This window comes from Aeromonas sp. S13(2024) (genome assembly GCF_041402405.1).
Taxonomy (GTDB): Bacteria; Pseudomonadota; Gammaproteobacteria; order Enterobacterales; family Aeromonadaceae; genus Aeromonas; species Aeromonas veronii.
Window position 1 is genome coordinate 192,293 of sequence record NZ_JBGLRA010000002.1, and the last position, 12,766, is coordinate 205,058.

A 12,766-nucleotide genomic window follows, 5' to 3' on the forward strand; every position below is an offset into this window, starting at 1 on the left:
CCGTCAGGCGCTGGGGGCGAGCTGGCGCCCGCCCCTCACCTTTTCTTTTGTTATGCCGACACTTTTTGCTCCAGCTTGCCCAGTTCGCGCAGGATCTGCTCCGGCGTGAAGTGCCACTTGCGCAGCCAGACACCGCAGGCGTCGTGGATGGCGGTGGCGATGGCAGGCGCCGCGCCGTTCACCCCGATCTCCGAGATGGACTTGGCGCCGTAAGGGCCGACCTTGTCATCACTCGGTACCAGGAAGGCCCGAAAATCGCGCGGAATGTCGCCAATCTTGGGCGCGCCATAGCTCTTCAGATCCCGGGTGAGCGGAATGCCCTTGCTGTCATAGCAGATCTCCTCGGTCATGGTGTGGCCGATGGCCCGCATGGTCGCCCCGTAGATCTGGCCGAGGGCCAGCTCCGGGTTGATGGGAGTACCGCAGTCGAGCAGGGCGTAGAACTTGTCGAGGCGGATCTCGCCGGTTCTGACGTTGACCGCCACCTCGGCGAAGTTGGCGCCATACGGGAAGGCGAGCTCAGAGGTGATGTAGCTGGCGGTGCCCACCAGAATGCCGAAGCCGGTGCCTGTCTCCGCCTTGTGGGCCAGCTTGGCGAGACTCACCTCCCCCAGCTTGCCGCGTACTATGCCCGGGTGAACCAGCTCTACGTCTTCGACCGGCTCGGCCAGCATGGCGGCGCCGTGGAACAGGATCTTCGCCTTGAGGTTCTCGGCCGCCATCTTGGCCGCATTGCCAGAGAAGCAGGTACCGGACGAGGCGTAGGCCCCCTTGTCGAATAGCGCGTGGTCGGTGTCGCCGGAGATCACATGCACATCGCTGAGCGGGCAACCGAGCACCTCGGCGGTCAGCTTGGCGACCACGGTATCGAGGCCGGTGCCGATATCGGCGCCACCGGAGTGGACGATAAAGGTGCCGTCCGATTCCAGCTTGACCATGCAGTTGGCCTGATCGATATCCGGGATCCCCGATTTTTGCATGATGATGGCGACGCCACGGCCGATGCGCCAATCCCCGTCGGCGGGTTTGGGGCTATCCCACGCGATAAGTTCGCGGCCCTGTTTGAGGATGGGCTCGAGGGCACAGCTGGCCGCATGGGGCACCGAAGTCGGCATCTTGCCCTCGCCGATGGCACCCAGCACCTTGAGGATATCCCCTTCATGCACCCGGTTGTGCTCCACCATGTCGAGCTGATCGATGCCCAGTTTCTCGGCAAGTTCGGCAATGGCCATGGTCAGGGCAAAGTTGCCCTTGGGCGCGCCGTAGCCCTGATAGGCGCCGGTCGGGCAGATGTTGCTGTAATAGGTGTTGACGGTAAAGCGCACGTTGTCGCACGGATAGAGCGGCAGGGAGAGCGCCGGGCCGTTGCTCGGCACCGTCAATGAGTGGTTGCCATAAGGACCGGTGTTGGCGCGAAAATCCATGTCGATGGCGGTGATGGTGCCATCTTTCTTGGCCCCCACTTTCACCTTCACCTTGGCCACGTGGCGAGAGGTGTTGCTGATGAACTCCTCTTCACGGGTGTAGCGGAAGGTAACGGGACGGCCGGTAACCTTGGTCGCCCAGGCGCACACCTCTTCCAGCAGGATATCCTGCTTGGAGCCAAAGCCGCCCCCTACCCGCTCCTTGATCACATGCACCTGATGTTGCTTGAGACCGACGATGCGCGCCACCTGACGGCGCACGTGCCACGGCACCTGGGTGGATGCGTGAATAACCAGACGATCCCCATCCATGTAGGTGAAGCAGATGTGCGGCTCGGTCGGGCACTGCTGGGCCTGGGTCGATTCGTAGGTGCGCTCGACTATCTCGTCCGCCTCGGCAAACCCTTTGGCCACGTCACCAATCTGGCCATGGACGCTGGCGGCCAGGTTCTCGTGCGGGCGGGAGCCGATGGGGAAGTTGATGATCATGTGCTCGTCGCCGCGGCGCACCGAGCAGGCGTTCTGCTGCTCGAGATCCGCAGGCGCACCAGCCATGTAGACGATGGGCTCGTCGTGCACCAACGGTGCATTGGGGGCCATCGCCTCATCGATATTCATGACCGCTGGCAGCACCTGATACTCGACCTCGATGAGTTTGAGGGCCGCCTGAGCGACAGCTTCACTCTCGGCCACCACGGCGGCAACACGATCACCGACATGGCGCACCTTGCGGCTGAACATGCGGCGATCCAGCGGTGACGGCTCGGGAGCACTCTGACCACCCGGGGTGTAAAACACATCCGGGCAGTTGAGGTGGGTGATGACATGCACGACGCCCGGCAGCACCTCGGCGCGGCTCACATCGAGTTTGGTGATCACCGCATGGGGATGGGGACTGCGCAGCATCTTGATGATCAGCGCATCTTCAGTAACCCGATCCTCCACGTAGCAGGGCTTGGCCTGCACCATCTTGGCGGCGTCCACTTTTGGGCAGCTCTTGCCGATATGGCGCAGATCGTCGCGAAACTCGGGGGCGATCTGGCACAGGTAATCGGGATCCTTCATCCGTGAGCAAGCGAGCTCGATGGCCTGATAGAACTGCTGATAACCGCCATCGCGGTGAAACAGGCCCGAGAGGGCATCGTCGATTTGATCACGGGTAGGCTCGGGATGGCGATCAAGCAGGTCGGTGACGATGAGCGCCGCAGCCGGATCGTTGTAGCCGGACTGCACCACGCCCACATCTACCATCGCCTGCTGTACCAGACTGAGCTGGTTCCAGCTGCCCAGCGACTCGGCGGTGCGCACCTCTGCTCCATCCAGTTGTGCGGCGATCAGCAGGGAGGCGTTGATCACCTTGCCGTTGAAGAGAATGGCGTCGGAGCCAGCAAAGCCAAAACCGTCGTCGCTGTTGCGCACCGAGTGCATCCGGCACTGGTTGAACAGCACCCGCTGGGCATTGTCACCGGCCTTGCAGATGACGGTGCGCAGGGCACCGTTCAGGGTAAAGTTGAGTTCCATCATGCTTGCACCTCCTGCTGCTGGCAATCCACCAGCAGATCCGCCACTACCACGCCGGTGATATACCGCTTGTAACTTATGCTGCCCGCCAGATCTTCACGGGGCGCAATCAGCTCGCTCACGGCGGCCTCCAGCGCGGCATCGTGCAGATCGCGGCGCTCCAGATCACGCAAGCGCATCGGTTGCGGCGTAACGCCAGCAACGGCGACCCGCATCTCACCAAGGGCATCGAGGGCCACGGCGGCGGTCATCACCGCCAGACCGTCGGCGTTACGGCTGATGCGGCGAGCGGCGCAGCGCAGCGCGGGCTCCGGCAACACCACCCCCAGCACCAGCTCCTTGCGCTGCCCCGCCAGATAGGCGTCGATGGGTTGCAACAGGTTGTTCTCCAGCACCACCACGGCTTCGAGCACCAGCAACACCGGCAGCAAGGGGGAGTCCTGCTGCTGGCAAGCAATTTCACCGCCGAGGGTGGCCTGATTGCGCAGATGGCGGGAGTAGACAAACCCCAGCGCGTCGCACAGGGCGGCCGGGGTACGGGGATCATCTTTCAGGGTCTGCAAGGTGACGGTGGCGCCGATATGGAGCTGGCCGTGCTGCTGCTCAATCTGGTTCAGTCCCAGCTTGTCCAGCGAGATAGCGACCTTCTTGTCGGTGCGAGTCGGAGCGGCGTTAAGCTTGCTGCCGCCCCCCATGTAGACAGCGTCGTTGCCGAAGCTGGCCTTGAGTTCCAAAGCCTGACCCAGTTGCTCGGGTCGGAAGAATTGCTCAATCATGTGTCGTCCTTACTCTTGCTGCCCGCCGCCGGGGAGATCCACAGGGCGGGCAATCCGGTCCAAAACTGTGGAAGATGGCCTTAGGCCAGCTGATCCATCCGTTGCCACAGGCGGCTCGCCACCTTGCTGGCCTGCTCGTAAATGGGCGCGGCGTCAAAGGCGAACTCGCGATCCTGATAGACCATGCGCCCCTCCACCATCACGCTGTTGACGCTGTTCGAGCCCATACCAAAGGCGAGATGGCCCCCGAGGTTGCGCGGCGCCAGCGGGGTCGGTGCGTCGTAGTCGCAAATGGTGAGGTCGGCCTTGTAGCCGGGCTCCAGGCGGCCAAATTTGGCGCCGAAGTTACGCTCCAGCAAGGTGTTGCCATTCCACAGGAAGCGGGCAAAGCTGTCGGGCCACAGGGCGCCGCCGGCATCCTTGTGCTTGAAGTAGGCGAACTTGAGCTCTTCGAGCATGTCGGAGCCGATACCATCGGTGCCAAGCGCCAGATTGCGATACTCCGGCAGGTGCATGTTGTAGCCCACATGGTTGTTCATGTTGGAGCGGGCGTTGTGCACCAGGAAGGCATCGCGGCTGTTGAGCAGCTCAATGTCAGCCGGGCTCAGGTAGATGCCGTGGGCGATCAGGGTCTTGCTGTCGATAAGGCCAAACTCGTCCAGCCGGGCGATGGGCTCCTTGCCATAGTGGTGGTGACCGTGAGCCATGTCGTAGCGGTCTTCCGCCACATGGATATGCAGCCCGCGACCGGTGACCTGTACCGCTTCGCGCAGCATGGCCAGCCCTTCGTTCGGTACCGTAAAGGGGGCGTGGGCGCCGATATGGGCCTCCACCAGATAGGGTTCGTTCCCTTTGGCCTTGGCGGCATCAATGGCCTGTGCAAACAGGATGTTCTCCTCCACCCCGGCCTGCAGCTCGGCGAGACCGCCGTTGCGATCCGTGGTCTCGAAGCAGGTCATGCCGCGCAGACCCGCCTCCACAAACCCTTTGCGCAATACATTCAGGGAACCCTTGATGAAGTTGGGCGAAGCGTGGTGGTCAATCACCGCGCTGCAGCCGCTCTTGATCGCTTCCAGCGAGCAGATGAGGCCGCTGTAGTAGAGGGACTCTTCATCGAGGGCCCGATCGAGCCGCCACCAGAGGTTTTTCAGGGTGGAGATAAAGTCTGGGCAGGGGGCAATATTGGCCATGATCCCCCGCGACAGGCCGGAGTAGAAGTGGTTATGGGCACAGACGATGCCCGGCATCACCAACTTGCCCCCCATCTCCCGATAGTTGGCCTCCGGGTAGAGGGCCCGCAGATTGGGCCCTACCGCTTTGATAAGGGTGCCTTCGATGGCGATATCCACCCCTTCCAGTACCCGGGTCGGCTCCAGCTGGACGGCGGTGACGTTCTTCAGAATAAACATGGTTTGCTCCTTCGCTTATTCGTGGTTCGCTCAGGCCTCGACGGCCCCCAGCAGGTAGTGGTGATGATCATGGACATGGCTGATGATCCGGCACATATCGCCAAGGGCCGCAGGCGCATCCTTGATCCGGCTCTGGGCGTCTATGGTCAGGCGATAGGTCTCGCCACCCTGACGCACCCGCAGCTCACCCCCATCCGCCAGATAGAAACCGGGGTTGCGGCTGTTGTCGAAGTCCTCGGGCAGGCTGAAGATGGTGACCTTGTCCTGATAGGGCTTGCCCTGCCACGGGCAGAACTGGGCGCAGTTGCCGCACTCGTTGCAGTAGGCATCCAGGTGCAAGGTCTGGAACTGATCTTTGAAGCCCGGCACCGCGATGGCGACGTTGGCCCGGTTGGGGCAGACATCCACGCACTTGCTGCAGAGGTAGTTGCACTCGAGGCAGCGGTGCGCCTCTTGCGCCACGAAGGCCTCCCGCTCGCTCTTGTCGACCAGGGTGACGGCGATGCTCCCCTTGCGGCGGTAGATCTCATCCTTGCCCGACGGCTGGATGGTCACTTCACTCTGCTGGCTGGCGATATGCTCGCGAGAGAGCACCAGATCCGCGGCGCGGCGGGCACCACCGATGGCACCGACGATGGAGGACGGGCCGCTCTGCACGTCACCGATCAGGAAGACGTTGCGACGGCTGGTTTCGCCAGTCTGGCTATCCACCTCGGGCCAGCCATCACTGCCAAGAGGAATGCCCATCGCTTTCAATACTTCGCAGTCAGGCTGCTCGCCGATGGCGGTGATCAGGGCATCCATCTGCATCACTTCGGTCTGCTCGGTGGGCACCGGACGGCGGCGGCCCTGCTCGTCAGGATCCCCCAGCGCCATCATCCGCACGGTGAGCTTGCCATCTTTGTCAAAGCGATCCGGATTGGTGAGGAAGCAGAAACGCACCCCATCCTCCACTGCTTCCAGATACTCCTCGCGATAGGCGGGCATCTCTTTCTCGCTGCGGCGGTAGATCACGGTGACATCGCTGACACCAGGTACCTTGAGGGCGGCGCGGGCACAGTCCATGGCGGTGTTACCGGCGCCGATCACCGCCACATGGCGGCCCAGTGGCAGCGGTTTGCCCTGATTAAAGCTGCGCAGGAAGTTGAAGGACTTGTAGACCCGATCATGTCCCCCTTCGAGGCGCATGCCGCCATTCTTGTCGGCACCGATGCCAACGAAAACATAGCTAAAGCCCTGGGCATGCAGCTTGTCGACGGTGAGCGCCGGATCGCAGCCAAACTCGAACTTGACCCCGTGGGCGGCGACAAAGTCGATGTCATGCTGGATAAGTTCGGCCGGAATGCGGAACTCGGGGATGATGTGCTTGACCACGCCACCGGCATCCGCTTCGCGCTCGAACACGGTGACCGGGTGGCCGGCACGGGCCAGGAAGTAACCGGCGGAGAGACCGGCCGGGCCTGCACCTATTACCGCAACCGGGTGCTTGTCACCGCTGCCTGCCGGTTTGTGCCAGCGCGCCTTGTACCCTTCCCAGCCGCGCTCCAGCGCCACTTTTTTCAACTCGCGGATATTGAGCGCGCTGTCGTAGTCGAGGCGGGTGCAGTTGTACTGGCACTGGTGATCGCAGATATGGCCGGTGATCGCGGGCAAGGCGTTGCGCTGATAAATCAGCTCAAGGGCCGCCACATACTCTCCCTCGCCCATCAGACGAATGTACTCGGGGATATCCTGATGCACGGCGCAGGCGGTGACGCAGGGCGCTACGTAGCAGTCGGTCAGCGGCAGGCCGCCACCCACTTCGATGCGATCGTCGGACTTCCACTCCTTCTGGGTGTAATCCATGGTGAGGGCCTTGGCGGCAAGCGCCTCCAGCTTCGCCACATCCACCTGAGCCATGCCCCAGCTGTCAGAAGCGTCGATCTCTTTGAGGCACTCGATCTGGCGCAGGTAGCCGCCCGGCTTGAGCAGGTCGGTAGCCATGGTGATGGGACGAATACCGGTCTCGAAGATCTCGGCGATGTTGAACTTGCTGGCACCACCGGAGTAGGAGATGGGCAGCTTGCCATCGAAGGCGCGGGACAGCACGGCCGCCACGTTGATGGAGAGCGGGAACAGCGCGCGGCCGGACATGTACATCTCATCCCCCGGCAGCGCCCCTTTGCGGTTAATGGTGCCCAGGGTGTTGGTGAGTTTCACCCCGAAGGTGAGCCCCTTCTCGGCCCCCAGCGCCATCAGGCGAACCAGCATCCCTTTGGCCTGATCCAGCTTGAGGTCGTGATCGAACGACTCTTCGCTCAGACCAATGTAATCAAAGCCACAGGTGTCGAGGATCTCGCGCACCCGCGGGTAGCCCAGCAGGGTCGGGTTCAGTTTGACGAAGGTGTTGAGCCCCTTCTCTTCCAGCATGTAGCGGCAGATGGCTTCAATTTCGTTCGGCGGGCAGCCGTGCATGGTGGAGAGGGTGACGCCGTGCACCAGCTCGGCCGGGATGCGCTCCACCAGCTGTTGCAGGCGATCGCGCCGCGCCCCCAGTCCCAGCTCGGCGATAAACTGCTCGTCGGCCACGATGTCACGTACCACCTGCTGGTACTCGGCAAATTTCGGACTTTGGCTTGCATCCATCAGGCTGTGGATGAACTGCTGCATCGGTGGCTGTTTGATGCCATCGAGGTTGTAACCCACGCTCATGTTGAAAATGAAAGACTTGGCCTCCCCTTCAAGACGCGGGTCAAACACCTCCTCCAGCAGGTAGAGGGCAAACCAGGCTTTAAGATACTCGTCAAATGCCTTGGGCAGAGTGAACTCGGTGGACCACTCGGTGTTGAAGCACTCATCCTCGGCATCGATACAGGGCTTTTCCAGTTCGAGACGGTCCAGGATCTGCACCGTCTTGAGCTCGATAAAGCGCCCGCCGGTCAGCCAAGAGGTAACGATGTTCTGGGCCAACTGGGTATGGGGGCCGGCTGCCGGGCCAATGGGGGTCTCGCAGGTTTCACCGAACACCTTGATCTTGCGCTCGTCCTGTTTGCGATAGAATTGCGCAGCGGGAATACCGAAAATGCTCTGACTCTCTTTATATTCCGCAAAAATACGGGTCAGCAGATTCTTGAACGGAACGGGTCGCATAATATCGCCCATGGCTATCTCCTTGCAGCTGTTCTGCCCATTGGCAGCATGAATAAATGGGGTATCCCGCACGGGTGTTCCCCCTTGGCAAGGAGAGGAGCAACAATCAGGCCACTACAGTTGCAAAACGAGCTACAAAACTATTTTTTAGGGTGAAAGCGTGAGGCAGCTCCAATTAATGGAGAGAATTCACGATGCCACCATTATGGGTATTGCGAGTAGTTATCAATCACTCTGGAATTTACTTAATGAGCAGTTCAAAAAGAACTCGCCCTATCAGATTAAGTGCGAGAAATATCACTTTGATACGCCATTTATCTCCCCGTTATCTTTTTAAACTGGGTTATTTCGTGGGCTCGCTCTCATTTTCAAGAATGCCACCCAGCAGCGCCTGATAGCGCTCCGGGGTATCCACATCAAACAGGATGGCGGCGCTGTCGACCGGCACCATACGGTGCGGATGCCCTTGCAACCAGCGCCGTATCGACGACTGCACCGGGGCAGCAGCGAGCTCGCGGGCAAGGGATTTTGGCAGCAACACCGGATGGCCCGCCTCCCCCTGCCAGGTGGGAAAGAGAGCCTCACAACCCCGTGCCTGCCAGAGCTGTTGATAGACATCGCGCGGGATACAGGGGAGATCCCCGTGGCTGATAAAGAGGTAGTCAGCATCGCTGGCCGCCAGGGCGCAGCGGATGGAGCTGCCCAGCCCCTGCCGATAGTCGGGGTTGTGGACGACAACAATATCCGGCCGTGATCCGTAGCGGGCTTGAAGCTCCTCGCCACGATGGCCCACCACCAGAATAACCCGCTGACAAAAAGCCAGGGCATTTTTGAGACTTGCATCAAGCATTGTCCCCTGGCAATAAGGTAGCATCATTTTCCAGGTCCCCATTCGGGAAGATAAACCCGCCGCCGTTATTATACAGTCACACTGCTCTTGTTCCTGGCAACGTTGTTTCCCACTCCCTTCGATATTTATTTTGGTCGTCATTATGTCGCACCCACACGTTGTTGCTGTCGAATTTCCAGATATAGATCCGCTATTAAACTCGCTCACCAAAAATATTGATAGCCATACTACCTTAATTAGCCTCTGCGGGGCCGGTGGCAAAACCAGCACCCTGTTCTGGCTGGCGGAATATTTTTATCAACAGGGTAAAAGGGTGCTAATTACCACCACCACCCGGATGTTTCTGCCTGCCCCGTCACACTATCGGGAATTGATTATCGAGACGGATCCCGTTCGTCAACTTACCCGCTGTCAGGTGCTACCGGATGGCCCGGCGCTGGTTGCCCTGTTCAGCCATCTCGACGAGCGCACCGGAAAGGTGGCGGGCCCCACACCTCAGCAGATTGATCTCATCAAGGGGCAGCAGCGCTTCGATCTTATCCTGGTCGAGGCGGATGGCGCCCATCACAAGTTATTGAAAGTGCCCGCTTTGCACGAACCTTGCATTCCTCAGCACAGTGATTGGGTGATCGCCCTGACGGGCGGCGCCATGGTGGGGGCCAAGGCCGACCCGCAGCAGATCCACCGCTGGGCCGAATTCCAGGCCCTGTGCGGGATAGAGGCCGGTGACCCCCTCGACTGGGCGCTGTTTCACAAACTGCTCTCCCACCCCGAGGGGCTGTTCAAGGGCACCCCGGCCAGGGCGCGCCGGATCTGGTTTATCAATGGGGATTATCAAAATGAGGCGTCGTGGCTCGATGAATTGATAAAGCTGCATACCCGCCACCCCGAGATCCACGCCATCTGGCAGGGGGCGGTTCGCGAACCACAACCCATTCGCCTCGCACTCGGTTACTTCGCTCAGGATGAGGCACAGCGCCTCGCCCATGATGGTTTAAGGATAAGAAGAGGTACCTTATGAATCTGTTTGCACACGCAGCCCGACTGGAACAGGAGAACACGCCGTTTGCCATGGCCCAGATCATCGAGAGCCGGGGCTCCACCCCCCGCCATCAGGCCCAGATGCTGGTGATGGCCGATGGCCAGATCCTCGGCACCATCGGCGGCGGCATGATCGAGCGGCTGGTGATCGAAGAGGCCGTGGCGGCCATTGCCGAGCGCAAGCCGCGCATCTTTCACGGCCGGATGGCCCGCAACGGCGAACATGCGGTCGGGTCGGACTGTGGTGGCGCCATGTCGGTCTATATCGATGTCTACGGCCTGCGCCCCCGTCTGGTATTGATCGGCGCCGGTCACGTCAACCGGGCGCTGGCCCATGCTGCGGCACCGCTCGGTTTTGATATCCATGTCGGCGACTGCTTTGAAGGGAGCCTCAACCCCGATCACTTCCCCGCCGGCACCCATCTCAAACAGGCCGACACCATCAGCGCGGTGATCGAGGCACTGGCCATCGAACCTGCCAACTTCGTTATCATCGCCACCAACCATCAGGACAAGGAGGCGCTGGAGCGGCTGATAAACCGTCCCCTCGCCTATCTGGGGCTGCTCGCCAGCAAACGCAAGGTACAGACCTTCACCCAGGCCCTGCGCCAGCAAGGGGTGAGTCAGGAGCAGTTGCAGCGGCTGCACGCCCCTATCGGTTACAACATAGGTGCCGAAACCCCCGAGGAGATCGCCATCAGCATTCTCGCCGAGCTGCTGCAGGTGAAAAACGGCAAATCGGGTGGGCTGATGCAGGATGACGTGCGCCTCAAGCGGGATCAACTGGTGGTGATGCGCGGCTCCGGCGATATCGCTACCGGCGTGGCGCTGCGCCTGCACAATGCCGGCTTCAAGGTGGTGATGCTGGATCTCGACAAACCCACGGTGATCCGCCGCACCGTCGCCTTCGCGCAAGGGATGTTCGATGGTGAAACCAGTGTCGAGGGTGTGTGCGCCAAGCGGGTCGAGAGCGTTGAGCAAGCGTTCGAGCAGCTGGATCGGGGCATCATTCCGCTGCTGGTTGACCCCGACTGCGCCACCCTCGCCGAGCTCAAGCCCCGCTATCTGGTGGATGCCATCCTCGCCAAGCAGAACCTCGGCACCCACAAGGAGATGGCACCCATCACGGTGGCCCTTGGCCCGGGGTTTGAGGCGGGGCGCGACTGCGATGCGGTGATTGAGACCAACCGCGGCCACCATCTGGGCCGGGTCATCTATCAGGGCCCCGCCCAGCCTAACACAGGCATTCCCGGAGTGATCGAGGGGCACTCCGCCCGCCGGGTGGTGCGCGCGCCCGTCGCCGGAGTGATGAAGAGCATTATCAAGCTCGGTGATCTGGTGCAGGAGGGGGATGTGATTGCCCATGTAGGGGATGCCCCCATTATCGCGCCGCTCTCTGGCATGGTGCGGGGGCTGCTCAGCGATGGCATCGAGGTGACCGTCGGCTTCAAGATTGGCGATATCGACCCGCGTGGCGAGCGCGCCGATGCCACCACCGTCTCTGACAAGGCACGCGCCATCGGCGGCGCCGTGCTGGAAGCCATGATGCATTTGGCCAAGCGCAGATAAGAGAGTGTTCTTAAAACCAGAAGGGCTCGCCATGATGGCGGGCCCTTTTATCTCTTCGCTGGCAATCGGCTCAGCCGTGCTTGATGCGGGTCTCCCCCGCCACCGATACCACTGAGCGCTTGCCCTTGCGACTGATCACCAACAATGCCAGCACGATAAGGGCGATGCCGCTCCCCTCCACCGGCCCCGGATTTTCCCCAAGCAGCCACCAGGAGAGCAGCACGCCGGTTACCGGCACCGCCAGGGTGCTGAGGCTGGCAATACCCGCCGGCAGCTTTTTCAGCACAAACAGCCAGAGACTCCAGGCGATGGCGGTGGCGAAGATGGCGCTATAGGCCAGCGCGCCCATCACGTAGGGCTGCCAGTCGATGGGGCGCTCCGGCACCAGCGCCGCCACCAGCGCCATCACTACGGTTGCGTAGATCATCTGCCAGGTGGTGAGGGACATCAGATCCACCCCGGGATGGCGGGCATACATCCGCTTGGCGATGATGGCGCTGATCCCCCAGCAGATGCCGGAGAGGATCGCCAAGAGGGCACTCTTGAGGGATTCAAGATGCAGCAACCAGGGCTGGATCACCAGCAGCAGCCCGCAGGCCGCCACTCCGACCGCCAGATAGTGCAGCTTGCGCATCCGCTCGCCGAGAAAGAGCGCCGCGAAGATCACCACCCAGAACGGCATGGTGTAACTCAAAATGGCCACCTTGCCCGCCCCGCCGCTGATCAGGGCCCACTGGGCCAGCCCCACCATGCCGCAGGTCTGGAACAGGGCGATGGCCAAGGTATAGCGAAACGGGGTGGGTTTAAGAAAACGGCGGCCGCGCAGGGCCAGCACCAGCAGCAAAACCAGAGATCCGCACAGGCAGCGCAGGGCGGTGAACTCGAAGGCCCCCGCGTAGAGCATCACCTGCTTCATCACGATCCAGCTGTAACTCCAGATAGCGGTGAGCAGGATCAATCCCACCAGCGCCGCCATATTGATCTTTGTGCTCATTACTCTGCCTTTTTGGCGCCTGTGCGCCTGCAGGGCGGGCTAACCAGCCCCGA

General features: G+C 61.3%; 8 protein-coding genes. 2 read left to right on the forward strand and 6 right to left on the reverse strand.

What is annotated here, in order from left to right; all coding sequences use genetic code 11:
- Positions 1-50 precede the first annotated feature (50 nt).
- The 5 genes from ACB042_RS04585 to mocA form a co-directional block, all read right to left on the reverse strand.
- A complete protein-coding gene (locus ACB042_RS04585) occupies positions 51-2,948 on the reverse strand; it encodes a molybdopterin-dependent oxidoreductase Mo/Fe-S-binding subunit (RefSeq protein WP_371177898.1) in 2,898 nt (965 codons plus the stop codon).
- Positions 2,945-3,721, reverse strand: coding sequence for a molybdopterin-dependent oxidoreductase FAD-binding subunit (gene ygfM / locus ACB042_RS04590; protein ID WP_371177899.1), 777 nt, complete (start codon positions 3,719-3,721; stop codon positions 2,945-2,947). The genes ACB042_RS04585 and ygfM overlap by 4 nt, the downstream gene beginning before the upstream one ends.
- 80 nt (positions 3,722-3,801) lie before the next feature.
- A complete protein-coding gene (gene ssnA, locus ACB042_RS04595) occupies positions 3,802-5,130 on the reverse strand; it encodes a putative aminohydrolase SsnA (RefSeq protein WP_371177900.1) in 1,329 nt (442 codons plus the stop codon).
- Between the two features lie 30 nt (positions 5,131-5,160).
- Positions 5,161-8,271, reverse strand: coding sequence for a putative selenate reductase subunit YgfK (gene ygfK / locus ACB042_RS04600; protein ID WP_371177901.1), 3,111 nt, complete (start codon positions 8,269-8,271; stop codon positions 5,161-5,163).
- A gap of 331 nt (positions 8,272-8,602) precedes the next feature.
- A complete protein-coding gene (gene mocA, locus ACB042_RS04605; RefSeq protein ID WP_371177902.1) occupies positions 8,603-9,250 on the reverse strand; it encodes a molybdenum cofactor cytidylyltransferase in 648 nt (215 codons plus the stop codon).
- Between the two features lies 1 nt (position 9,251).
- On the opposite strand from mocA, the gene yqeC reads away from it, so the two are divergent.
- Both yqeC and yqeB read left to right on the forward strand, forming a co-directional pair.
- Positions 9,252-10,130, forward strand: coding sequence for a selenium cofactor biosynthesis protein YqeC (gene yqeC, locus ACB042_RS04610; protein WP_371177903.1), 879 nt, complete (start codon positions 9,252-9,254; stop codon positions 10,128-10,130).
- The gene (yqeB, locus tag ACB042_RS04615; RefSeq protein ID WP_371177904.1) at positions 10,127-11,719 is read left to right on the forward strand and encodes a selenium-dependent molybdenum cofactor biosynthesis protein YqeB; all 1,593 of its coding nucleotides are present in this window, start codon (positions 10,127-10,129) and stop codon (positions 11,717-11,719) included. The genes yqeC and yqeB overlap by 4 nt, the downstream gene beginning before the upstream one ends.
- 70 nt (positions 11,720-11,789) lie before the next feature.
- On the opposite strand, the gene ACB042_RS04620 is transcribed toward yqeB, so the two are convergent.
- Complete coding sequence (locus tag ACB042_RS04620) at positions 11,790-12,713, reverse strand: DMT family transporter (protein ID WP_371177905.1); 924 nt, start codon at positions 12,711-12,713, stop codon at positions 11,790-11,792.
- Between the last annotated feature and the right edge of the window lie 53 nt (positions 12,714-12,766).